Below are 25,320 nucleotides of genomic sequence, written 5' to 3'. Positions count from 1 at the left end.
CGCGCGACAGACACGGGAATGCGGGCAAAAAGAACACCCCGGCATCCGGGGCGTTTTCGTTTCCGGTGTCAGGCATGCCGCAAGACAAGGCTTCAGAAGCTCACTCCCCAGGTCACCTGACCACCGTACGCCGTCTGCCCGTCGCCGCTGAGCCCTTGCAGCGACAGTGCCAGCCGGCTGCGTGGCGAGGTGACCAGGCTCACGCCCAGCTCGCCGATGGCCGCATTCTTGGCCAGGGTGACGCTTTGCACCGAGAACTCCGAGGCGGTGCCGACGAAGCCGGCCGAGCGCTGCACGGAACGGTCGCCGAAGGCATGCCGCCAGCCTGCCGACGCATACAACGCCGCCTTCTGGCCGAGGTCCCAATCACCACGTACGCCCAGCGTGGCGGTACTGAAGGTGTCGCTGGCACTGTCCACCGACAGCGCGGAGATGCCGCCGCGTTCGGTGAACCCATCGGTCTTCAGGCGGGTGTAATCGGCCGCAATGAACGGGCTGTACACCGCACCTTCGGTGCGCAGATTCCAGGCCGCTTCCAGCGACACCGTTACGGCGGTGGCGTCGTAGCGGCTGTCCATGCGCTCTTCGAGCACGCCGGGCAACATCACCCGGCGCGTGCTGTCGACGCGATAGCTGGCGTAGTCCACCGCACCCTGCAGCGAGAACGCAGACCAATCGGCCCGGCCATACACGCCGGCATGCGTGCCATCCACATCGGCACGGTCGCCCCATTCGCGCGACCAGCTCTCGATATCCTGGTTGCCGACCGCAATGCCCACCACGCTGCGTTCGCCGAAGCGGCGTTCCGCACCGGCCATCACGCCGTTGTCCTCGCGACGTACCGACACCGCATTGGCATCGCCATCGACACGGGTGGGCAGGCTGCGCCCGGTGATCCAGACCATGGTGTCGCCGACCAGCGTGTCCTGGCTGTCGCCACGCAGATGGTTGGCGATGCCGCTGTAGAGAAAGCGGCTGTCCAGCAGGGCCGTTGCAGTGCTGGCATGACTTTCGCCCGACAGCGAGGCAAACGCGGTGCGCACCGCCTCCGGGTCGTCGGGCAAACGCACCACGGCCTGATAGATCGGGCTGGTGTTCGGCAAGCCGTCCACGGCCGCCGCCGTGGACTGCTGGTTCGGCGTGGTGACCGCGTCCACCATGCCCACCGTATTGCGCCCGAACGTCACCGACAATCCGGTCGCGGTGGTGCTGACATCCGGCTCGATAAACGCGTAGTCGGAAATGACGTTGGTGAACTGCCCGGTGAGGCCGCCGCCGGCGCTGATCACCGGAATTTCCGTAAACAGCGGCAAGTCGGTCGCCCGCACCAGCGCCAGCGTGGTGCCGGTTGCCACGCTGGCTGCGCCGCCCACCGCCACCGGCGTGACGACACCGCCGTCGCCGGGCGTCACCTGCAACGTGGAGCCTGGTGCAAACGTGGCATTGCCGCCGACGCTGATGGTGCCACCGGCACCGCCGATGGCGACCGTGCCCGATGACACCAGGCTGCCGACACTGCCGCTGCCGGCGAGCGTGCCGCCCGGACCCACTGTGACCGGCCCGCCCAGCGCCGCGCCCGGGTTGGCCAGGTTGCCGACACTCAGGGTGCCGGCGTTGACCTCGGTCGGGCCGGTGAAGGTGCTGCTGTTGGCGGTGAGCAACAGCGTGCCGGTCCCCAGCTTGATGAAGCGACCGCCCCCGAACAACCTGCCTGCATAGCTGCCGGCACTGTTTTGCAGGAAGGTCAGCGTGCTGTTGTTGGTGATGTCGCCCTGCAGGCTGGCGGTGTTGCCAACCAGCGTGCCCGCGTTGACGGTCGTACCGCCCAGGTAACCGTTGACGCCGTCCAGGGTGAGCGTACCGGTGCCGTTCTTCACCAGCACGCCGCTGCCGGTGACGTTGCCGGCGTAGGTCCCATCGGTCGCCTGGTCGAACACCAGCACTGCATTGTCGACGATGTTGCCCTGCAGACTGTCGGTGGTGCCGATCAGGCTGCCACTGGCGACGGTGGTGCCGCCGCTGTAGGTGTTGGGCGCCACCAAGGTCAACGCGCCGGCACCTTGCTTGATCACGCTACCGGTGCCGCTGACCGCGCCGGCGAACACGCCGTCGCTGGCCTGATCGAAGATCAACGTCGCGTTGTCGACCACATCGCCCTGCAAGCTGGTGGTATTGCCGACCAAGCTGCCGGCGCTGATGACGGTGCCGCCGGTATACGTATTGGCACCAAGCAATTGCAGCACGCCGCTGCCGGTCTTTTCCAGCGAGCCAGTCCCGCTGACCGCGCCGGCATACACGCCACCGGTGGTCTGGTTGAACACCAACGCTGCATTGTTGGTGATATCGCCCTGCAAGCTGGCGGTGTCGCCGATCAGGGTGCCGGCCACAATGCTGGTGCCGCCCGTGTAGCCATTGGCACCGTTGAGCAACAACGCGCCGGCACCATCCTTGACCACGGTGCCGGTGCCGGTGATCGAGCCGTTGAACACACCATCGGCTACTTGGTTGAACGCCAATGTTGCGTTATCGACGATGGCGCCTTGCAGGCTTGCGCTGTCGCCCACCAGCGTACCCGCAGTGAGCGTCGTGCCACCGCTGTAGGTATTGCTGCCGTCCAGCGTGAGGGTGCCGGTGTTTGTCTTGATCAACGCACCGCTGCCGCTGATGTTGCCGGCAAGGGTGAGGTCGGCCGGGTTGTCGACGGTCAGCGCCGCACCCAGCGTGACCGCGTTGCCCAATGCCGCGGCAATGGCATTGCTCAGCACCGCATCGCCGGTGACCGACAAGGTGCCGCTCCCCAGGGCGGTGTTGCTGGCCACCGCCAGCGTGCCATCGCTGAGCGTCGTGCCGCCGGCATAGCTGTTGTTGCCGCTGAGCGTGAGCGTGGAGGTGCCGTTCTTGATCAAACTGCCTGCACCGCTGATTGCACCGGTCAATGCCAGGTCGTTGCTGCCCGGCAGCGTCAGCGCGCCGTCGAGCACCACCGCATTGGCCAGCGCCAATGCTTGATCGGTATCGAGCGTGGTGCCCGCTGCGGCAGTCAGCGTGCCGGTGCCCAGCGCTTGCGCATTGCCCAGCACCAGGCTGCCGCCGCCGAGCGCGGTGCCGCCGGTATAGGTGTTGGCACCAGTCAGGACCAGCGTGCCGGTGTCGAGCTTTTGCAGCGTGCCGCTGCCGCCGATGGCGACGTCGATGGTGCCGGTCACGCCGGGGTCGACGCGGATGATGGTGTTCGCTGCGTTGGCGCTCAATGCGCCACCGCCTGCATCGCTCAGCACATAGCCATCGGTGATGAATTGCATGCCGGTGATGCCCTGGGTGCCCTGCACGCCCACGTTGCCCGCTGTGCCTGCGAAGACCGCAAAGCTGTTCTGCCAATCGCTGTTGATCAGCCCATCGACCGACGTCCAATTGGTGGTGCCGGCGGTCCATGTGCCGGTACCGCCCTCGGCGCTGCCGTTGGCGACGGTCTGCGCACCATCCCAGAACTGCACGTTGCTGCCAGAAGCCAACAACACCACGTTGACCTGCTGCGCCAGCGAGGTCTGCAGCGTGAGCTGGGCGGGGTCGACCGTGCCCGGCAAGGTGCCGAAACCCATGCCATTGTTGGTCAAGGTGCCGGTGTAATCGATCAGGCGATACACGCCGGTGCCGAAGCCGCCGATGTCGGTGATGTTGAGCGTGCCATCCAGCGTGAGGTCGCCGTTGACCGCAAGCACACCGGTCTGGCTGGGTATCCCCAAAAACGCATCGAGCGTGGCATTGGGCGCCATGTTCAGGCTGCCGGTGGTCAGCAGCGCACCGCTGGTCACTACCAGGCGGCCACCGTCATTCACCGTGACCGCGGCATTGACCACGCCGCTGCCGCTCAACGTGCCGCCGGTGCCCACGGTGACGCCACCGGCACTGCCCAGCGTGCCATCCACATCCAGCGTGCCCGCGGTGATCTGCGTGGTGCCGCCGATCGCGCTGGTGCCGGTGAGTTGCACGGTGCCGGTGCCGACTTTTTCGAGATTGCCGGCATCGTTCAACGCACCTGCGAAGGTGCTGCCGACGTTGCCAACGCCCAGTTGCAAGGTGCTGCCCCCCTGGATCGCGACATTGCCCAGGCCGGTCACGCTGCTCAATGCGGTATTGCTGCCGAGCGAGAGCCCCGCCCCTGCCGCAACGTCCACGCTGGCACTGGTCCCCAACGTGCCGGTGGCGGAGGTGGCCAGCACGCCGCCCTGCACCGACACCGGGCCACTGAACAGGTTGCTGCCGGACAGGGTCAAGGTCCCCAGGCCCGTCTTGGTCAGCGCGCCCGCGCCACTGAGCACGCCGGTCAACGCCAGATCGTCCGCACTGGCGATGGTCAGGTTGGCGCCCAGGTTGACGTTGTTGCCCAGGGCCAAGGCAATGGCATTGCTCAACGTCGCATCGCCCAGCACCGACAGGCTGCCCGTGCCGAGTGCGGTATTGCTGCCCACCGCCAGGGTGCCGGCATTCAACACGCTGCCGCCGAGGTAGCTGTTGCTGCCTCCCAGCGTGAGCGTGGAGGTGCCGTTCTTGATCAAGCTGCCTGCACCGCTGATGGCGCCGGCCAATGTCAGGTCGTTGCTGCCGGGCAGCGTCAACGCGCCATCGAGCACCACCGCGTTGCCGAGGGCCAATGCTTGGTTGGTATCGAGCGTGGTGCCCGCTGCGGCGGTCAGCGTGCCGCTGCCCAACGCTAGCGCATTGCCTAGCACCAGGCTGCCGCCGCCCAGCGCCGTGCCACCGGTGTAGGTGTTGGGACCACTCAGCACCAGCGTGCCGGTATCAAGCTTCTGCACGCCGCCGGTGCCGGTGATGGCCACATCGATGCTTGCCGTGGCACCCGGATCGACGCGGATGGCGGTCAACGGGTCGCTCACCGCCAGTGCGCCCGCGCCGGCATCGGTCAACTGATATCCATCGGTCACGAACTGCAGGCCGCCGGTGTTCTGCGTACCCTGCACGCCCACCGTGCCGGCCGTACCGGAAAACACTGCGAAGTCGCCTTGCCACGTGCTGTTGGCGCTACCGTCCTGGCCGGTCCAGTTGGTGGCTGCACCCCAGGTGCCGGCGCCGCCATCGACAGTGCCATTGGCCGTGGTCTGTACCCCATCCCAGAACTGCACGATGCTGCCCGGCGCGGTCACCACCAGATTGAGTTGCTGGCCGATGGCGGTCTGCAGGGCGAGCTGGCTGATGTCCACGCTGCCCGGAAACAGGCCGATCAGCATGCCGTTGTTGGTGAGCGCGCCGGTGTAGTCGATCAACCGGTACACGCCGGTCCCGAAGCCACCGAGATCGGTGATGTTGAGCGTACCGTCCAGGGTGAGATCGCCATTGACGGCCAGCAAGCGGGTTGCGCTTGGCGCGCCCAATGCCACATCGACGAACGCGCCTGGCGCGAGCGTCAACGCGCCCACGCTCAACGACGAACCGCTGGTCAGTGCGAGCCTGCCGCCATCGCTGACGGTGACCGCCGCACCCACATTACCGGCGGCGCCGGTGCCGGTCAGCGTGCCGCCCGATGCGACGTTCAAGGCGCCGGTGCCGAGGCTGCCGACCACATCGAGCGTGCCCGCACTGACCTGCGTGCTGCCACCGATCGCGCTGGTACCGAGCAAACGCACGGTACCGGCCCCCACCTTGTCCAGGTTGCCGCCACCGCCCAGGCTGCCGGCGAAATCGCCGCCGCCTAGTTGCAGCGTGGCGCCGGTATCGGTGTCTACACCGCCCGCACCAGTGAGTGTGTTGATCAAGCCACCGTTGGTCAGGTTCAACAGCGCACCTGCCGCGATATCGACATTGCTGGCGTTGCCCAATGAGGCCGCGGTACTGGCCACCACGGTGCCGGCCTGAATCGCCAGCGGGCCGGTGTAGCTGTTGTTACCGCTCAAGGTCAACGTGCCCAGGCCGGTCTTGACCAGGCTTCCGCTTCCGCTGATGGCACCGCTTGCCAACATGTCTGCGGCGTTATCTACGGTGAGCGCGGCGCCCAGCGCGATGTCGTTGCCTAGCGCCACGGCGACCGCATTGCTCAATACCGAATTGCCGAGCACCGACAGGCTGCCGGTGCCGAGCGCATTGTCGGCTCCCACCGCGATGGTGCCTGCGGTCAGGCTGGTACCGCCGCTGTAGCTGTTGCTGGCCGTGAGCGACAGGGTGGTGGCGCCATTCTTGACCAGGCTGCCGGTGCCGCTGACGCTGCCGTTCAAGACCAGATCGTTGCTGCCCACCAACGTCAGTTGATCGTTCAACGCGAGGTTGTTGCCTACCGTCAACGCGGCAGTGGCATCCAGTTCGGCAGGGCCGTTGACTCGCATATCACCCACGCCAAGCGCGGCATTGTTCCCAAGCACCAGCCTGCCCGCATCCAGCGCAACGCCACCGGTGAAGGTATTGGCGTTGCTCAACGTCAGGGTGGCGCTGCCCTGCTTGTCGAGGCCACCGATGCCGCTGACGACGCCGTTGAGCGCAATATTCTGCGTGCCAGGCAGGGTCAGCGTGCCATCCAAGGCGACTGCATTGCCCAGCGCCACGGCGGTGCTTGCATCCAGCGTGCTACCGCCTGCGGCAGTCAAGGTACCTGCGCCCAATGCCGTGTCGCTGCCAACCAGCAACGAACCACCCTGCAGTTGCAGCCCACCGCTCCAGGTGTTGTTGCCATTGAGGGTGAGCGTCTGCGCGCCGGTCTTGATCAGGCTGCCCGTGCCATCGATCGCGCCATCGAGCGTGAGGTTTTGTCCATCGATCGTCAGCGCACCGTTGGTGGTGAGCGCGTTCTGCAAGGTCACCGCAGAGGCAGCGGTGAGCAGCGTGCCGTTGGCAGCAGTAAGTGCGCCGCTACCGAGTGCGGTATTGCTGCCCACGACCAGGGCACCGTCGTTCAACGCGGTGCCGCCGGTGTAACTGTTGTTTCCGTTGAGCGTGAGCGCTCCGGTGCCTTGCTTGACCACGCTGCCGGCACCGCTCACGGTACCGCTCAAGCCCAGGTTGTTGTTGCCGGTCAATGACAACGCACCATTGAGCACCACATCGTTGCCAAGCGTGGTGGCGGTGGTGGCCTGCAGTTGCGTTCCGCCGGCTGCGGTCAACACACCGCTGCCCAGCGCCGCGCCGCTGCCGACCGACAAGCTCCCCGCGTTGAGATCCACGCCGCCACCGAAAGTGTTTGCGCCGGTCAGTATTAGCGCTGCTGCACCGTCTTTGACCAGGCCACCGATGCCGCTGATGCCACCGGTGAGGGTCAGGTCCTGGCTGCCGCCAAGTTGCAGATCCGCATCCAGCACCACGTTGTTGGCCAGCACGCGTGCAGCGGTGCTATCGAGCAGGCCGCCACTCACGCTCAGGCTGCCCGTCCCGAGTGCGCCATCGCTGCCCAGAATCAGGCTGCCTGCCGTCAGGCGGGTGCCGCCCAGATAGGTGTTGTTGCCGCTGAGGGTCAAGCTGGCCGGGCCGAGTTTGTCCAGGCTGCCGGCGCCACTGATGCCCCTGGTCAGCGTGAGCGCGTTGCTCCCAGCCACAGTGAACTGCCCTGCCAGTGCAATGGCATTGGCGAGCGTGCTCACTGCTGCGTTGTCCAGCGTCGTGCCGGCCGCTGCGGTCAAGGTCCCGCTCCCCAGCGCGGTATTGCTGCCCACCGTAAGCTTGCCGGTGTTGAGCGCGGTGCCACCGGTATAGGTGTTGTTGCCGCTGAGCGTGAGATCGCCGCCGGCCTTGACCAGGCTGCCTGCACCGCTGATGGCTCCACCCAAGGTCAACGCCTGCGCGCCATTAAGGGTCAGCGCGCCGGTGCTCAGCGTCACTGCATTGCTCAGCGTGGCAGCGGCGGTGTTTTGCAAGCTCGCAGAGCCAGTGACATTCAACGTACCGGTGCCCAGTGCGGTGCCGCTGGCCACCTGCAAGGTGCCGGCATTGAGGCTGGTGCCGCCGGTATAGGTGTTCAGACCAGCCAGCGTCAGCGTCCCGCCACCGAGTTTGTTCAATGCACCGGCGCCACTGATGGTGCCGGTGAGATTCAACGCGTTGCCGCTACTGCCGACGCCCAGGTTTCCGGTCAGCGCAATCGCGTTGCCCAGCGTGGACGCGGCCGTGGCATCGAGCTCGCCTCCGCTGGCGGTGAGCGTGCCGGTGCCCAGGGCCGCATTCGAACCGACCACCAGTCGCCCGGTGCTGAGCGTAGTGCCGCCGGTGTAGGTGTTGGCGTTGGTCAGGGTGAGATCGCCAGTACCGCTCTTGATCAAACTGCCGGCACCATTGATGGCGCCGCTGAGCGTGAGCGCTTGTGCGCCGGTCCAGTTCAACGGTGCGGCAAGGCTGATGCCATTGGTCACCGTCAACGGCGCAGTGGTGCTCAGGCTGGATGCGCCGGTGACATTCAATGCGCCCGTGCCCAGCGCGGACGCGGTACCCAGTTGCAGCGTGCCCGCTGCCAGCGTGGTGCCGCCGCTATAGGTATTGGTGCCGCTGAGTGACAGCGTTCCGGTGCCGGTTTTATTGACACCGCCAGCGCCGGCCAGCGTGCCGCTCAAGGTCAACGCGTTGCCGCTGGCTCCCAGGCCCAGCGTATTGGCGAGCGCAAAGTTGTTGGTCAGGGTCAGTGGTGCAGTGTTATCCAGCAAACCGCCTGCCGCAGTGACCGTGCCAGTGCCGAGCGCACCGGAAGTCTCCAGCAGCACGCTGCCTGCACCCAGGGTGGTGCCACCGCTGTAGGTATTGCTGCCGCCCAAGGTCAGCGTGCCGGCGCCAACCTTGTTGAGCGCCCCGGTGCCACTGACCGTCCCTCCGATTCGCAGCGCGTTTGCGCCGCCAATACCCACCGTGTTGCTTAGCGAAAACGCATTGGCCAAGTTCACTGCGGCACCTGCCAACAGGCTGCCGCCGGATGCGGTGACCGTGCCGGTGCCCAAGGCACTGTTGGTGCCCACCGTCAACGCGCCATCGACCAGATTGACGCCACCGCTGAACGTGCTGGTACCGGTCAGCGCCAGTCCGCCGGTGCCGGTCTTGGTCAATCCGCCGGTGCCGGTAATTGCGCTGCCAACGGTCAGGTTATTGGTGCCCTGCACAGTCAGGCCGCCCGCGCCAAGCGCAATGCCATTGGTCGGTGCAAGGGTCAGGCCAGCAGCCGTGGCTTGGAGCGTGCCGCCGTTGGCGGTGATGGTGGTGCCCAACTGCGCAGGATTGGCAAACTGCAACACGCCACCATTGAGCGCGCTGTTGGCGAAGTTGCTCGCCCCGCCCACCGACCAGGTGCCGCTATTGACGCGCAAATTTCCGAAATTGATGTATTGCGCGGTACTCAACGTTCCGGTGCCGGTGCTGCCGCTGCCGGTACCCACCGCAGAATTTTGCAGGATCAACGTGTTGTTTCCGCCCAGGCCTCCATCCACCACACCGGTTTGCGCGAAGCTCAGCAAACCGCCCGGGCCGAGCAATTCCAGTGCAAGGCCTCCCCCGCTGTTGACGCTGCCACCGGTGACCGCAGTGAAGCTGTTGGTGCTGCCCGCCCCCATCGAAACACTGCCGTTGATGGTGCCTGAGTTGACGAACGTGTTGCCGGTGGCCGAACTTTGAAAGCCCACCCGTCCGTTGATGGTGCCGGTATTGACCGCGTTGACGGTGCCTCCACCGGTCACCGCGATCACCGGGGTGTCCGACCCCAGAATTGACAATCCCAGCAACGGGCGACTGTCGATCACGCCAGCGTTGTTGATCTGCACCGTTCCGTTGCTGGCCGACGTCAGCCCCAGCGCCATGCCGTCGAGATTGAGCAGATTGGCGCCCAGCAAGCCGCCGGTGCCGTAGAGCGTTCCGCTGGCAAGATTGTTGACGGTGACTGCAGTGGAGCTGGCATTGCCCATGGTCACGCCGCTGCTCAGTACCGAGAGCAGCCCAAGCACGGAAGGGTCGATGGTGCCGGCGTTGTTGAGTGTGGAATTGGTACCGCTCAGGGCGATGGCGGTGCCGCCCAACAGGCCTGCGGTCATCTGGCTGCCGGAGGCGACATTCACGGTCAGGTTGTTGGCGCTACTGGAAAAACTGTTGCTGGTGACCGGCGTACCCGAGCAGGTGACGGTTGCGCCCGCCGCGGGGATGGCCGGCGTGCATGCGCCCCAGGCCAGCATCGGTGCGGCGGCCCCCACCGCAAGGACCACCAGGGCCGGCAATTGACGACGGGTTGAGCCAGGCTTGCGACGCCGACGCACTAATTCATGCGTCACCACCCAATTGCCAATGGCTGCGTTCCAGACCAGCGCAAATGCACGATTCATTTGAATTCCCCCTGATTGCCGGGCAGAGACCAGCGCGCACCCATGCGCGCGCCTCCAAAGACGGGATTGGAATAACGGTAGAGCTGGTTTAAAGCAGCCAGGCCGCCTCGACGAATAATGGCGAGTAGCCGGGAACATCGCTTGCAGGGAGAAGTTGAGTTAATACCACTCTCTATTCGCCGCGCCATTAAATTAATAGGCGATTCAATACGATTGAAACTGTGCTGAATATCACTAACTCTCACCTCATCCATGACACAGGCCAGATCTGTGGACTGGTTTGCTCGTGCCCGCTAAATGCAGGTTTTGCAGCCTCATCTGTACTGACCCACACCATCTATGCCGGATTCATCACTTGCAAAGCGGCATTTTGGATTTTTTGAAGTGATTTGAACGGATGAGCCCGAGCTTGATAAAGCAGACTGATGCGCAATTGAGCTGGGCCGGCAACTGTGACTTATAACAATCGCGTTCAACGAAACTTGCTGCGTTGCAAAGCCCGACACACCCTCCAGCAGGGTGCTAATCAGTTTCGGAGTTTGCTTTAGAGATTAAGACCATTTTGTAGTCGACAGCGGACAGTGGAGTGCGGTATTTGTATATCGCGAGCGCAACAGCATGGTTTATTGTCGGGACTGCCAGGCTGCTCGACGTTTGCAGAAAAAATCGAAAGTGATTGGCTCGACACGTAGTTCGTGGAGTTTCCGTCACCTATCGATGACCTCGGTTTGTTTCTAGTAGCGGTGCAGTGTGTGATCTTCGACACGGAACCCGATGCCATGACGCTTGCCCCGGACGACAAACCGCAGGATCGCCACTTCGACTGGTCAGGCGTGCCGATCGACTTGGGCGGCATGGAGCCCCTGGAGCAAATCGCACGATTGCTCTGCCATGCCCTGGTGGCGCCGGCTGCTGCGCTGACCATCACGGAGGGCGGGCGCCTGCGTGTGCTGGCAGCGCGTGGCATCAGCAGCAGTCATGTCAAACAGGCCATGGAGCTGTGCCAGCAGGTTCCGCCAGCGCCAAATGGCGTGACCGAGTTGATCGAGCATGCAACGCTTGCGCAAATTCAACTCGGCGATGCCGCGTTCCCCGGCTTGCCCGCGCGCTTCATCGCCTGCGTGCCCGTGGGTGCGCCGCAGACAGGAATTTCCGGAACTCTGTGCGTGATCGACACGCGCGAGCGACGGCTGGCAAGCCAGGAGCATCAGCAACTGCTGATGTTCGCCAACGTGGCTGCCGCACAGCTGGAACTGCAGTTCGGTGCGGGCCGACGCGAGCCGCACAGCGGCTTGCTCAATACGCGTCAGCTGCAATCGGATCTGGACGCCCTCGCCTTCGGCAGCCATAGCGTGCCTACCATTGCCGCGTTCATTGAGGTCTACGACACCCAGGCCGCCAACGAGGCGCGCCAGGCGCTGGGCATGCAGCCGCTGGAAGAGCTGGTTCGCCACGCCAGCTACGTGTTGACTCGCGCCTTGCGCGGCAAGGCCACCGTCTACCACGTGGCCTCGATGCGCTTTGCGTTCTTTCTGCTCAACTCCGCGCCGGACGAGATGGAAGACCTGCTGCTGGATCTGCGCGACATGCTGCACAAGCCGGTGGATGCCGCCGGCGTACCGATGTCGCTGACCTTTCATGCCGGTGTGGTGCGCTTCGCCCCGCAGCAGCCGGACACCAACGATGTGATGCGCAAGGGCCTGGTGGCGCTGGGCGATGCCATCAACAACCATGCCATCGTGTGCTGGTACAGCGCTTCGCACGACGATGCGATTCAACGCTCGTACCGCCTGGCGCTGGATGCCGAACAGGCCCTGAAAGCCGGCGATTTCCGGCTGGTGTTCCAGCCACGCATCAACCTTGAAGACTTATCGGTGACCGGCTTCGAGGCGTTGCTGCGCTGGCATCACGCCAGCCTCGGCCCGATCGGCCCCGACGAGTTCATCCCGCTCTTCGAAAAAACCGCACTGATGTGCACGGTCACCAATTGGGTGATCGAAAGCGCCTTGGTGCAGCTGGCGGAATGGCGTACCCAGGGCTTGGATTTTTCCATCTCCATCAACCTGTCGTCGCGCGATTTCGGCAACATCAACCTGGCAGCGGATGTGATCAATCGCTGCAAGGACCTGGCGATTCCCACCACATGCATCGAGCTGGAAATCACCGAAGGACGCTGGCTGCGCAGCAATGTCGAAGCGGTGCCGCGGCTGCGCGCGCTGCGCGATGCAGGCGTGAGCGTGGCCATCGACGATTTCGGCACCGGCTATAGCAACTTCGGCTATCTCACCGAGTTGCCGGTCAATGTGCTCAAGCTGGACCGGTCGCTGGTGACTGGCATCGCCACCAAAACCGGCATGCAGATGCGCGCCGAGGCGGTGGTGCGCCTGGCCAACGCGTTGGGTTATCGCACCGTGGCCGAGGGCATCGAGCACGCCGATGAGATTGCGTTGCTGCGGAGCTGGGGATGCGATGAGGCGCAGGGGTATCTGCTCGCCAAACCCATGGAGGCGCATCTGGTGGCCGACTACGTCAAACAAACCGGGGCGCTGCAGCGTCTGCCGTAGAGCCGCGGCGGTGCGCGGATGCGCCGGATTAGGCAACCGCACCACGCCGCGCCGTGCGGATGCATGCACGATGCCTTGCGATGCGATGCACGTCCAACTTGCTGCCTGCAATGCAGCAATGCTCCTAGCGCTCAACTGAGATCGTGCAGGTCCTTGCCCAGCGGCGCACTCAGTGCCCAATCGGAGAACCGCACCTTCAGACCTGAGCGCTCGGGCGTGCAGCACATCGGTCCGACCAGATAGGCGCTTGCCGGCGGAAACGGACACAGCCGCACCAGCGGCCAGTGACGGCCATCCGCAGAGACCTGCAGGCGCAGCACACCATCGGCAACCGTGGCACGGATCCAGAAATCCTTGGGGTCGGCTTCGTAAGGGCCAGTTGCCCAATCCGAAACCGGGTTGGTCAACACGCTGCTGAGCATGGCGCGCCCGTCGCTGAGTTCGATCCCGGCCTTGACCCAGTGCTGCTCGTCCACCCGCACCATGATGCCGGCCTGGTCGTACAAGGCTTCGTATTGCGCGCGCACACGCAACTGCGCGGTGAAGCCTGCGCCCGCCTTGATGCCCAGAAAGTGCCCGCTGTCGCGGGTGAATCCGTAATGCGTCTTGCGCCAGAAGTCGGTCGCCTGGTCGGTCACCACATCCAACGTGTCGCCGTTGATATCGAGTGTCTTCGGCCGGTTGAGCCAGGTTCCGGCGTGCCAGCTGCTGTCCTGCGCCATGGTTTTCCTCGGATTGTTCTGTTGTGCAAACGCGCCACCACTGAGCGTCATCCCGACCATGCCAGCCAACACCCGCCTGCGTGCGCCATTGAATGCATCGTGTTGCATGGATCTGCGCTCCTGCGACTTATGAACGCGTAGTTTACGTGCTGTACGCGCAAGGCCGCATGGGTGCGGCCCCTCCTCTGTTCGCCATGCAGGCAAGGCGCCGGTTCGTGCTTCGACGATGCGCAGCCGTGCAGATGGGCCGCATACATGCGACGTCGCCGCAAAACCCAGGCCCGAATCCGCGCGGGCAATTGCGGGCGCGCGACGTAAAGCGATTTGCCGGCCAACCCTGCCGCGTGGCGCCGAAGAGCGGCCAACAAACGTAGCGAACAGTCGTCAGGTGGGCCTGGCGGCTGTGCAGTCGTTTTGTTAGCTGCTCCAGGTGCCCTGCCCTCAGTGCTGCGCCAGTGCGTAATCGATTGCCGCGCAGATTGCCGCCACCTGCGCAGCATTGCATTGGTCGGGTGTGGCGCGTGGGCTATCCGGATAGACCTCGGTGGTCGTGCGATACCGCGCATCGGTGACGCCGGCGCACAAGCCCAGTCGCCGCACCGGATAATTGATGACCCCATGCCCCACCACCGGTGCACCGATGAGCTGCCCATCCGCATCGGCAGGCGCGATATGCGTTACCTCGGCCACCGCTGCGATCACCGCTTGCTGGAAGGCGGGCTGCGGATCTTCACTGTCGCCGACCAGGTAAAACCCGTCCGGAATGCTCCCCGGCACAAACACCGCGCCGTCGCGCGCCGCCAACGCCGGGCGAAACTCGCTCTCGTCGCTATCGGTGGTTTCGTGCAGATCGATATGCACCAGCATTCGGCCGGAAATCGAGGCCACCAGCCGCATCAGCGCAGCCGACTCTTCGGCCGGGCTGTCGCGGCGAAACGCGCGATTCGGATCGACTGCATCGGCATTCCAACGCTGGATGCGTTCATAGCCCCAGGGATTGATGCACGGCGCCACCAGTAGATTGCATTTGCCTGCGTAGTCGGCAGCACGCTGTTGCAGGAATTGCAGCGCACCTTGCACGCCGCTGGTTTCGTAGCCGTGCACGCCGCCGGTGACCAACACGCACGGCAGGCTGTCGTCCCACTGCGCGCTGCGCAGTGCCAGCAACGGATACTCCCCTTGCGCATGGGTAATGGTGCCGTACTGCACGCGCTCGTACTGTTCGGCCAGTGCGGCGACCTGCTGCACGACATCCTCCGCATAGCTGCGTTGCTGCAGCTGGCGTGCGCGCCATAGGGCGCGTTCCGGCTCACCCCACGGTTGCCCGGGCGTGCCGATCGGATACGTTGGGTTTGTCGTCATTGCAGACACCGGTGCGAAGGAGCCGCCAAGGGTAAGCGCTCTGCGCACAGAAGCAAAAAGGCCCCGCGCTGCGGGGCCGATGAAACCTGCGTCGCTGATGTTTACTTCTTCGCCGTGACCCCTGGGGTGGCGTCGCGGACCAGGAACTCTTCGGTCAACTCCGGCAGATGCGCCAACAGCCAATCGGCCATGGCCTGTTCCTGGGGCAGGATCTGCTCGCACACGCGCTGCGTTTCGGTATCGCCCACCGTCTTGGCGGCACCCAGCAAGGCGGTGTAGGTCGCGATCTCCAGGTTCTCGAACACATAGCTGGCCATCGCACCCTTGACGATTTCGTCGGAGGTGGTCATGCCGCCCATTGCCTGCCCGAACGCGGCCATCTTGCCCATGGCGTCCTTGATGATCGACGGCGAACCGCCCAGGCGCTCGATACACGATTCGACCAGGCGCTGTTGCCCCAGCGTCTCTTCCAGATGCTGCTCGATGCGGGCTTTGAGCTGGGGGTAGTGCTCGATGCGTGCGGCCTGGGCCTTGAGCATCTGCTCGGCCTGCTGCTCCATCGCATGCGCATCGCGCAGCCAGTCCATCAGGTTTTCTTGGGGTTCGGCCATGGGGTTCTCCTGTGTGTTTGCGATATGTCCAGCCTGCAGCGGCGCGGATGAAAGATGTGACTGTTCCAAGTGAACGCTGCGTGCGACGTCTACGTGGCATTGACAAGACGCAGAGGGACTGGCGGCTCCGCCTTCCACAGCCTGTTTGCATGTGGTCGCAACGGAACCGAGGATCTGCGTGGCGATCGCTGAGGGATCTGCATGCAATGCGTGGGTCACTGACCGCGCTGACCATCTAAGGCACTGGGCCCTGCGACCAATAGTGGGGACGCTTCATGCCGCCGTGGCGCAGGTGAGCCCCAAACCGGGTGGGCTGCAAATCCTGCCGATGTTGGAAACGGCATCGTGGCTGGAGTGAAATTTTTCCATGCAATCGATGTCGGACATCAGTGCACGACTGCAAAAATTTCTCGCTTGCGCTTGATGCGTTGCACAGCAGGCGCTCATGAATCTTTCCAGGTGCACAGGCCATCACGCACGATGACGGCGTGCAAAAATCTGCAATCGATTGCGCCTTACCGCGTGCAGCAATCGGCTTGCTTCAAACCGAAAACAGCACAGGCGCTAGCCGCATGGGCGTAGCGCCTGTGTCCAGCCTTCCGCAAGATTCGCTCCCAAACCGGCGCGCCATGGCGCGCCGATGGCTGGATTAAGCGGATTCTTCCTGCGGCTTGGCCTGCTTGGAACGCCCGCCCTTGCTGCCGATCCGCGACATGTGATCGCGATCGCGGCTCACGGCCTGGCCACCCTTACGGCCAGCTTCGCGCGCTTCGTCGCTGGTAAATTCGTGCGCATTGCCGCTGGCATGCGCGGCTTTGCCGCCGCTACTCGCCAGCAGGCGGCGCTTCTCCGGATCCAATGCGGCAAAGCCGCGCCGGCTACGGGTCGTGTTTTGTCCGTCTTCCACTGTGCCTCCTCTCGATGCTTCGGTTACGCCTGGGTATTGGGCTAACCGCAACATTCGTGCCAACCCTGAAAGGCAGGCTCCGCGGTGCATTGCGGATGGATGCAGGAAAAAACGGCTGCGCTCGCTGCGCAAATCTTGCACACCTTCGCATCGCCGGACGATTCGGCCTACCTCTTAGGTGGATAGCGCTATCACGGGGCGCAATCCGTTTGCAGCCGCTGGACGGGTTGCGCTGGCGTCGCAGGGATCAGCCGCTATGCCTGGACCAAGCGCCCGCCCCTGATGCAGGTGTGTTGCAATCTCGCGTAGTCCGGTTGCGACGCACGGTGCGGGAACAGCCGTCTGCGTACAGCTCACTCATCGTCTGCGCGCGCCAGTCGCCTCGGTGCCGGCGTGCGCAGCGCCTCGCAAGACGTGTGCTGCCGATACCGCAGATCGCTCGGCCAATTCGCCACTGGACTGCCAGACAGCGGCGCAGCCACAGGTTGAAACAGGCAGGGCCCGCACACAGACTGCGCGTGGATCTGGGCGCACACTGATGCGCCATCAACGCCTCAGGCGTTGCTACCCGCCTTGCGAAAGACTTAGCGGTTGTGTGCAAGTGGGTACCACTGGCCGATGTTGACGCCGGGCCGGAACCATTAGCCGTGCCGTCCACGCCCGGATGCGGCTGCCCCAGAGGCTGGACAAGCAGTCTCCGGACGCGCACGCACCACGTCGGGCGGCAACCGTGAGCCCGAATCGCCCTGCCCCGCAGCCGCCCAGCGGTGGTGCGCCGCCCTCACCCCACGGCCTGCACCACCATCGGCCCATCGCGATCGTCGCACGCTGCCGCAGCTTCGGACAGAGCACCGCCCACCAGCAACAAGGTCGGCAGGCCCGGTGGCAGCGCGGCGGCTGTCATCCCCAGCTCGCCCAAGGTGGTGAGGCGACGTTGCTGCTCCGGCCGTGTGGCGGCCTGCACGATGGCGGCGGGCGTGCTGGCCGGCAAATGCGCCAGCAATGCAGCGGCCAGCGCATCCGCGCGGCGCAGGCCCATGTAGATACCCAGCGTCGTGCCGCTGGCCGCCAGCGCACCCCAATTCGGTTCGCCGTGGTCGTGCGTGTGCGCAGTGACGAAGGTGATGCCATGGCAATGGCTGCGATGGGTCAGCGAGACCTCCAGTGCGGCCGCCGCAGCGAAGGCCGCACTCACGCCGTTGATCACCTGCACGCCGACGCCGGCACGCCGCAGAAAGGCGATCTCTTCGCCGGCGCGGCCGAACAGCAGCGCATCGCCCCCTTTCACGCGCACCACGCGCAGGCCCTGCAACGCGTAGCGACGCATCAGCCGGCAGATGAACTCCTGCGGTGTCGAACGGCATCCGCCCCGTTTGCCCACCCGGATCACGCGCGCCTGCGGTGCAAGTTCGACGATCTCCGGGTTGGCCAGATCGTCGAGCAGCAGCACCTGCGCCGACGCCAGGGCCTTCACCGCCTTGATGGTGAGCAATTCCAGGTCCCCCGGGCCGGCGGACAACAACACCACATCACGTGCGCAGGAAGGTGTGACTGACATGGGAGTTCTCGTTGGGTGTGGAGGGACGGTGCATTCAGAGGACAGGTGCACTCACGCAAGCCGCGTTTGCCGGCACAGCCGAGTGAGTTGCGGCACGCAGGAGCCGCACACGGTGCCGCAGCCCAGGCGTTGCTTGAGCTGCGCAACATCGGCGCCGTCGTCGATGGCCGCGTGAATCGCGGCGGCCGAGACATGCATGCAGGTGCACACAATCGGGTCGCTCGGTGCGCTGTGGGTATGGGCGAAGACCGACAGCCGCGCACCCCGCCACGGTTCACCGGCCAGTGCGGTGGCAAGCAACGAGCGATCGGCGTCGCCGGGTTGCGCGGCAGTGAGCAGCACGCCGTCGATATGGTGATACCCGTCCTGCATGCGCCAGCCAACGCGGCGCATCAGCCCGCGGCGCAGGTCGCGGTACTCCAGCACATCCGCGCCGGCCGGCAGCTGCAAGGCGACGACCAGGCGATCCATCCAGCTGGCATCGGGTGCGCGTTCGCAGGCGGCATGCAACACGACCCAATCCCCGGCTGCACGGCGCTTGTTGCCGCTCGAGGGCTCGGCATGCAGGCGCAGGGAGGCATAGCCGCAGTCGCGCAACAGCGGTTGCAACGCCTGCTGCAAGGCGAGTGCATCCCCACGCCGCGCCGCCAGCAGATGCCAGCCGAACGCGGTCTTTTCCACCCGCACGGCCGTGTGTTTGAGTTCGGGCTGTTGCGAACGCGCATCCACTGCCGGCGTGCTGACTTCGTTGATGCCGCCGCTGGACAGGCTCTGCCCGCTCCAGTGCATGGGGGCAAACACCGTGCCCGAGCGCAGTTCGTCCGACAGTTCCAGCGGCAGCACCAGCGCACCGCGTTTGCTTGCGATCTGCACCAGTTCGCCGGCCACCAGCCCACGCCGCTGTGCATCGCCTGGATGCATGCGCAGCGCCGGCTCGGGACTATGCGCGAATGCCGCCGCGACCCGCCCGGTGCGCGACATGCCATGCCACTGGTCGCGCAGGCGTCCGGTGAGCAGCCGCATCGGGAACCGTGCCGAAGTGGCTTCGGCCACCTTGCGATACGGCGTGGCGTGGAAGCGTGCACGCCCGTTGGCGTGCGCGAATACGCCGTCGGTGTAACGCCGGGCCTGCCCTTGCGTGCTGCCTTCCGGAAACGGCCATTGCTGCGGGCCATGATCCAGCAGCGCGTAATCCAGGCCGCCGATATCCAGGTCGCGGCCAATCGTGAGGGCGCGATGCTCGTCGAAAATCTGCGCAGGGTGATTGAATGCGAACAGGCCCGGCCCGCGCGCTGGTGCCAGGCGCGTTTCCAGCCGGCGCGCCACCTCGTTGGCAATCCACCAATCCGCACGTGCCTGCCCGGGTGCTTCCACCGCCTTGCGCACGCGGGTGATTCGGCGTTCGGAGTTGGTCACCGTGCCGTCCTTCTCGCCCCAGCTGGCGGCCGGCAGCAACACGTCGGCATACGGCACGGTGTCGGTACCGGAAAAGGCCTCCTGCACGACCACCAATTCGGCGTTTTCCAGCGCGGCGCGAATGCCGGCAACCTCCGGCATCGAATGCACGGGGTTGGTGCACACGATCCACACCGCCTTGAGCGTGCCCGCGCGCAGCCGCTCGAACAATTGCACGGCCGGTGCGCCTGCCGTTGGCGAGATTCGCCCGGCTGGCACGCCCCACAGCCGTTCCAGTTCGGCGCGGTCGTCGGCATTTGCAATCTCGCGATGCGCCGCCAGCATGGTCGCCATGCCGCCGACCTCGCGTCCGCCCATCGCATTGGGTTGACCGGTCAACGAAAACGGCCCCGCGCCCGGCTTGCCGATCTGCCCGGTGGCCAGATGCAGGTTGATCAGGGCCAGGTTCTTGTCGGTGCCGTGCACGGACTGGTTCAAGCCCATGCAATACAGCGACAACGCTGCACGGCTGCGCCCGAACCACTCGGCCGCCTGCACCAGATCCTCGTGCGCAATGCCGCAGATCTCGGCGCTCATGCGCGGCGTGTACTCGCGCAGCATCCGCTTGAGGGCATCGAACTCCTCGGTGTGTGCCGCGACGAAACGCGCGTCTACCAGGCCCTCCCAGATCAGGTGATGCAGCATGCCGTTGAACAAGGCGACGTCGGTGCCGGGCTCGATCGCCAGGTGCAGATCGGCCATGGCCGCCGTGTCGGTACGCCGCGGATCGATCACGATCCAGCGAATGTCGGGGTTGCGCGCGCGTGCCTCTTCCAGCCGGCGAAACAGCACCGGATGCGCATAGGCCATGTTGCTGCCGGCAAACAGCACGGTGTGCGCCAGCTCCAGATCGTCGTAACAGGTGGGCGGGCCATCGGCACCCAGCGCAAGCTTGTAGCCGGTCACCGCGCTGGACATGCACAGCCGCGAATTGGTGTCGATGTTGTTGGTACCGAGCAGGCCTTTGGCCAGCTTATTGAAGACGTAATAGTCTTCGGTCAACAGCTGCCCGGAGAGATAGAACCCCACCGCGTCCGGGCCGTGCTCCTGGATGATGGCGGCCAGCTTGTGGGCCACATGGTCGAGTGCCTGCTCCCAACCCACTGCGGTACGCGGCGCCTGGCGATGACGGCGTAGCTGCGGTTGGAGCACACGCCCCTGCGTGCTGGCCACCGTCTGCGGCAGTGCCAGCCCCTTGCTGCACAGGCGCCCGAAATTGGCCGGGTGCAGCGGGTCGCCTTCGATGCCGACGATGCGTTCGCTATCGGCGTCATGCTCGCTGTGGATCAGCACACCGCAGCCCACCCCGCAATAGCAGCAGGACGAACGCGTGATGCGGTGCATCGGTAACGCGGCCTGCGGCTGCGCGGCTTCGTCGCTTGACAGATGCTGCAGGCCTTCGCTCATACGGCGGGCTCGGCGACAGCATCCGGCGCGGTCGCCGGCTGCAACACGATCCATACCGCATCGGCTTCCACCTTCACCGGATAGCGCGGCGCGCAACCCACATCCGGCGCACATGCCTGCCCGCTCTGCAGCGCGATGGCCCAACCATGCAACGGGCAGGTCACGGTGTCGCCGGCAACAATCCCTTGCGACAGCGGTCCACCCTTATGCGGGCACCGGTCGCGTAGCGCGAATACCTGGTCGCTGGCAGTGCGGAACAACGCGATCGGTTCGATGCCCTCGATCTCCAGCACGCGTGCGCCCAATGCGGGCAATTCCTGCAAAGCGCAGATGCGGATCCAGGCAGGCGGCTTATGCATGCTCATTGCTCCACCGTGGCGGCCGGCGCCGCAACGCGCAGCGGTTGGTATTCCTGTCGGCGCTCGCCGGCGATACGCGCCTTCCACGGGTCGACCAGACCCTCCAGCGAATACAGCAGGCGCTCGTATAGCGCACGCCGGTTGGCGGCGGCGTCCACCACTTGCGCACGGATGTAATCCAGCCCTACCCGCGCGATGTAGTGCACCGTACGGTCCAGGTAATACGCCTGCTCGCGGTAGAGCTGCAGGAACGCGCCGGCGTATTCGCGCACTTCGTCGGCGGTGGCCACCTTGACCAGGAAGCGTGCCACCTCGGTCTTGATGCCGCCATTGCCGCCGATATGGATCTCCCAGCCGGAATCCACCGCGATGATGCCCACGTCCTTGATGCCGGATTCGGCGCAATTGCGCGGGCATCCAGACACCGCCAGCTTCACCTTGTGCGGGCTCCACATGTTGGCGAGCATGGTTTCCAGATCGATCCCCATCTGCGTGCTGTTTTGGGTACCGAAGCGGCAGAATTCGCTGCCCACGCAGGTTTTCACCGTGCGGATGGACTTGCCGTACGCATGGCCGGAGGGCATGCCCAGATCGCGCCACACGTCGACCAGGTCTTCCTTCTTGACCCCAAGCAGATCGATGCGTTGGCCGCCGGTCACCTTGACCATGGGCACCGCATACTTGTCGGCGACATCGGCAATCCGGCGCAGCTCGCTGGCATTGGTCACCCCGCCCTTCATCTGCGGAATCACCGAAAACGTGCCGTCTTTCTGGATATTGGCGTGCGCACGCTCGTTGATGAAACGCGACTGCGGGTCGTCGATGGCCTCATGCGGCCAGGTCGACAGCATGTAGTAGTTGATTGCCGGCCGGCAGGTAGCGCAACCGTTGGGTGTGCGCCATTCCATGAAGGCATAGGCCTGTGCATGCGTGAGCAGTTTGTGCTCGCGGATGGCGCGGCGCACCTCGCCGTGGCTGAGGTCGGTGCAGCTGCATACCGCCTTGGTTTTCGGGGTTTCCTGAAAGTTGGAGCCCAGGCAATTCATCAGGATCTGCTCGACCAGGCCGGTGCACGAGCCGCACGAACTGGCCGCCTTGGTGTGCTTTTTCACCTCGTCCACGGTGAACAGGCCTTGCTCGCTGATCGCCTTGACGATCGTGCCCTTGCAGACGCCGTTGCAGCCGCACACTTCATCGCTGTCGGCCATCGCACTGGCGCGGTCCTGGCCACCGGTGCCGGCATCGCCCAGCGCGCTTTCGCCGAAGATCAGTTGATCGCGCTGCGCCTGGATCGGCGTGCCGTCCTTGAGCAACTTGAAGTACCACCCGCCGTCGCTGGTGTCGCCGTACAGGCACGCGCCCACCAGGACATCGTCGCGGATGACCAGCTTCTTGTAGACGCCACCGGCCGGGTCGGAAAGCACGATTTCTTCGCAGCCGTCGCCGCCCATGAAATCACCGGCAGAAAACAGATCGATGCCGGTGACCTTGAGCTTGGTCGATGCCACTGAACCGCGGTAAATGCCGATACCGAACTGCGCCAGGTGGTTTGCGCAGACCTTGGCTTGCTCGAACAGCGGCGCGACCAGGCCGTAGGCAATGCCGCGATGGTTTGCACACTCGCCCACCGCGTACACGCGTGGGTCGAAGCTTTGCAGGCTGTCGTTGACCACGATGCCGCGCGAGCAATGAATCCCTGCTTCTTCGGCAAGACGTGTGTTCGGGCGAATGCCGGCCGCCATGACCACCAGATCGGCGGGAATCTCGCTGCCATCGGCGAACTTCACCCCGATCACCTCGCCCTGCGCATTGCCCAGCAGCGCACTGGTGGCGGTGCTCAGCTTGAAGTGCAGGCCACGCGCGCGCAGGGCCTGTTGCAGCAGGTTGCCGGCCACCGGGTCGAGCTGGCGCTCCAGCAACCAGCCGGCCAGATGCACCACCGTCACCTCCATGCCACGCAGCTTGAGCCCATTGGCCGCTTCCAGCCCGAGCAGCCCACCACCGATCACCACCGCGTGCTGCTTGGTACGCGCGGTATCGATCATGGTGCGCGTGTCCTGGATATCGCGATACCCAATCACCCCTTTCAGGTCGTTACCGGGAATCGGCAGCACGAACGGCACCGAGCCGGTGGCGATCAGCAGCCGGTCGTACTCGGCTTGCGTACCATCGGCCGCAATCACGCGGCGGCGCACGCGGTCGATGCGCGTGACTTCCTTGTTCAAATGCAGGTGGATGCCGTTGTCCTGATACCACTGCAACGGATTGAGCACGATGTCGTCGAATTCCTGCTCGCCGGCCAGCACCGGCGAGAGCAGGATGCGGTTGTAGTTGGGATGCGGCTCGGCGCCGAATACGGTGATGTGGTACATGCCCGGCATCAGCTTGAGCAGTTCTTCCACGGTGCGGATACCGGCCATGCCATTGCCGATGACGACGAGTCTGGGTTGCTTCATTGCCTGGGCTCCTGTCGACATATCAGACGCGCGCCGCGCCTGCGGTTGACCATTCGCTGCGCCACTGCGCCTTCACGCCGGCCAGCAACGCCCAGCCGCCGAGCGCGAAGGCAGCGAACAACCACATGCCGATCGCGTAGCTGCCGGTGTGCTGCTTGAGCACGCCCAGCCCCGCGGCAAGCGCAAATCCACCGATGCCGCCTGCCATGCCGATCAGGCCGGTCATCACGCCGATGTCCTGGCCGAAGCGCTGCGGCACCAGTTGAAACACCGCGCCATTGCCGGCGCCCAGGCACAACAAGGTCAGCACGAACAGCGCCAGCGTGATCGTGGCGCCGCCGGCACCAAATCCGGCGATTGCCACCAGCCCGGCGACCAGCAGATACACCGCCAACAGGGCGCGCGTGCCGCCGAGGCGGTCGGCAATCACGCCGCCGAGCGGGCGCATCACCGAGCCGGCCAGTACGCACTCTGCGGTGGCCCACCCCGCGGTACGCGCATCGAAATCGAACTGGTCGTGGAAGTAACCAGGCAGTGCGCTGGCAAAGCCGGAGAAGCCACCGAAGGTGATCGCGTAGAAACACATGAAGCGCCATGCATCGCGGTTGCCCACCAGCACGCGGCCATAGTCGGACCACTGCTTGCGCGCGACCGGCGTGGGTGCTTCCTTGGCGATGGTTGCGAACACGACCAGCGTCAGCACCAACGGAATGCACGCCAGGCCGAACACGTTCTGATAGCCGAAAGCGGCCGCCAGCATCGGGGCGAACAACGCCGCCAGCACCGTGCCGGAATTGCCGGCTCCGGCAATCCCCATCGCGGTGCCCTGATGCTCGGGCGGATACCAGCGCGAAGCCAGCGGCAATGCCACCGCGAAAGATGCACCGGCAATCCCCAATAGCACGCCCAGCAACAGCACCTGCCCCATGCTGTGCACGCCCAGTTGCCATGCACCGAACAGTGCTGCGATCACCGCCAGCTGCGCGACCATGCCGGCACGCTTGGCGCCGATCCGGTCGGCGAACATGCCCAGTACCAGGCGCAACACGGCGCCGCACAGGATCGGCACTGCCACCATCAAGGCACGCTGCTGCGTATCCAGCCCCAGCGATTGCGCGATCGGCACCTGCAGCGGACCGAGCAGATACCACACCATGAAGCTCAGGTCGAAATACAGGAAAGATGCGAACAACGTGGGCGTATGCCCTGATCGCCAGAACGAGCGCTGCATAGAGACCTCTTCGAGTGCGATGGCCAAAAAAAAACGGCGCCCTCCGGTAAACCGGAAGGACGCCGTTGTCCTAGATGCGTGCGGCTCGCCGTTGAGCCGCTGGCATCGTCTGCATGTTGTTGCAGGCACGCCGTTGTACCTGCACGTGCGTACTACGCAATCAACGTGCCAACTTTCTCACCACGACCTCACTGCGCTGCAAGCGCTTGATAAATTAAGGGTTGGCGGCTGATTGCCGGTCTCGCGCGAGGTAACGGGTAGCCGCTGGCGCGGCTCACCATTCCCGGCTTTCGTGCAGCAATGCACCAACACCGTGCGTTGCTGGCGGGCGCGATCGATCGATATTCCTGCGACACGCCGTCCCTCCACGCATGATCGTGACGCCAGGCTGGCGCATTGCGC

At 64.9% G+C, this 25,320-nt stretch carries 12 protein-coding genes and 1 pseudogene; 2 read left to right on the top strand and 11 right to left on the bottom strand.

Annotated elements, in window-relative coordinates:
* Positions 1-92: 92 nt before the first annotated feature.
* Both ACCQ15_RS10515 and ACCQ15_RS10510 read right to left on the bottom strand, forming a co-directional pair.
* Entirely contained in the window at positions 93-10,286 is a 10,194-nt protein-coding gene (locus ACCQ15_RS10515; protein WP_372381483.1) for an autotransporter-associated beta strand repeat-containing protein, read from the bottom strand.
* Positions 10,283-10,540: a hypothetical protein gene (locus tag ACCQ15_RS10510; protein WP_136733689.1), complete on the bottom strand. Its 258-nt coding sequence runs from the start codon at positions 10,538-10,540 to the stop codon at positions 10,283-10,285. Before ACCQ15_RS10510 ends, ACCQ15_RS10515 begins: the two co-directional genes overlap by 4 nt.
* Before the next feature lie 498 nt (positions 10,541-11,038).
* Between ACCQ15_RS10510 and ACCQ15_RS10505 the strand changes: the two genes are divergently transcribed.
* The gene (locus ACCQ15_RS10505) at positions 11,039-12,850 is read left to right on the top strand and encodes an EAL domain-containing protein (RefSeq protein WP_008575407.1); all 1,812 of its coding nucleotides are present in this window, start codon (positions 11,039-11,041) and stop codon (positions 12,848-12,850) included.
* 131 nt (positions 12,851-12,981) lie between these two features.
* On the opposite strand, the gene ACCQ15_RS10500 is transcribed toward ACCQ15_RS10505, so the two are convergent.
* From ACCQ15_RS10500 to ACCQ15_RS10490, 3 genes are all read right to left on the bottom strand, one after another.
* Complete coding sequence (locus ACCQ15_RS10500) at positions 12,982-13,680, bottom strand: DUF1349 domain-containing protein (RefSeq protein WP_008575406.1); 699 nt, start codon at positions 13,678-13,680, stop codon at positions 12,982-12,984.
* A 333-nt stretch (positions 13,681-14,013) separates the two neighbouring features.
* Positions 14,014-14,934, bottom strand: a complete 921-nt coding sequence (locus ACCQ15_RS10495; protein WP_029819408.1) for a M14 family metallopeptidase — start codon at positions 14,932-14,934, stop codon at positions 14,014-14,016.
* Positions 14,935-15,035: 101 nt separating this feature from the next.
* A complete protein-coding gene (locus ACCQ15_RS10490) occupies positions 15,036-15,545 on the bottom strand; it encodes a ferritin-like domain-containing protein (protein WP_008575404.1) in 510 nt (169 codons plus the stop codon).
* A 367-nt stretch (positions 15,546-15,912) separates the two neighbouring features.
* On the opposite strand from ACCQ15_RS10490, the pseudogene ACCQ15_RS10485 reads away from it, so the two are divergent.
* Positions 15,913-16,113, top strand: a pseudogene (locus tag ACCQ15_RS10485) (hypothetical protein).
* Between the two features lie 81 nt (positions 16,114-16,194).
* On the opposite strand, the gene ACCQ15_RS10480 reads toward ACCQ15_RS10485, so the two are convergent.
* The 6 genes from ACCQ15_RS10480 to ACCQ15_RS10455 form a co-directional block, all read right to left on the bottom strand.
* Complete coding sequence (locus ACCQ15_RS10480) at positions 16,195-16,452, bottom strand: KGG domain-containing protein (RefSeq protein ID WP_005916070.1); 258 nt, start codon at positions 16,450-16,452, stop codon at positions 16,195-16,197.
* A gap of 781 nt (positions 16,453-17,233) precedes the next feature.
* A complete protein-coding gene (gene cobA, locus ACCQ15_RS10475) occupies positions 17,234-17,980 on the bottom strand; it encodes a uroporphyrinogen-III C-methyltransferase (protein ID WP_008575402.1) in 747 nt (248 codons plus the stop codon).
* A gap of 81 nt (positions 17,981-18,061) precedes the next feature.
* A complete protein-coding gene (locus tag ACCQ15_RS10470) occupies positions 18,062-20,872 on the bottom strand; it encodes a nitrate reductase (protein WP_372381482.1) in 2,811 nt (936 codons plus the stop codon).
* Positions 20,869-21,237: a nitrite reductase small subunit NirD gene (nirD, locus tag ACCQ15_RS10465; RefSeq protein ID WP_209261992.1), complete on the bottom strand. Its 369-nt coding sequence runs from the start codon at positions 21,235-21,237 to the stop codon at positions 20,869-20,871. The genes ACCQ15_RS10470 and nirD overlap by 4 nt, the downstream gene beginning before the upstream one ends.
* Positions 21,234-23,651, bottom strand: a complete 2,418-nt coding sequence (nirB, locus tag ACCQ15_RS10460) for a nitrite reductase large subunit NirB (protein WP_372381558.1) — start codon at positions 23,649-23,651, stop codon at positions 21,234-21,236. The genes nirD and nirB overlap by 4 nt, the downstream gene beginning before the upstream one ends.
* 58 nt (positions 23,652-23,709) lie before the next feature.
* A complete protein-coding gene (locus ACCQ15_RS10455; protein WP_372381481.1) occupies positions 23,710-24,879 on the bottom strand; it encodes a nitrate/nitrite transporter in 1,170 nt (389 codons plus the stop codon).
* Between the last annotated feature and the right edge of the window lie 441 nt (positions 24,880-25,320).

The organism is Xanthomonas sp. NCPPB 1754 (assembly GCF_041475725.2).
Classification (GTDB): Bacteria; Pseudomonadota; Gammaproteobacteria; order Xanthomonadales; family Xanthomonadaceae; genus Xanthomonas; species Xanthomonas euvesicatoria.
This window is presented reverse-complemented; position numbering and strand designations above follow the sequence as displayed.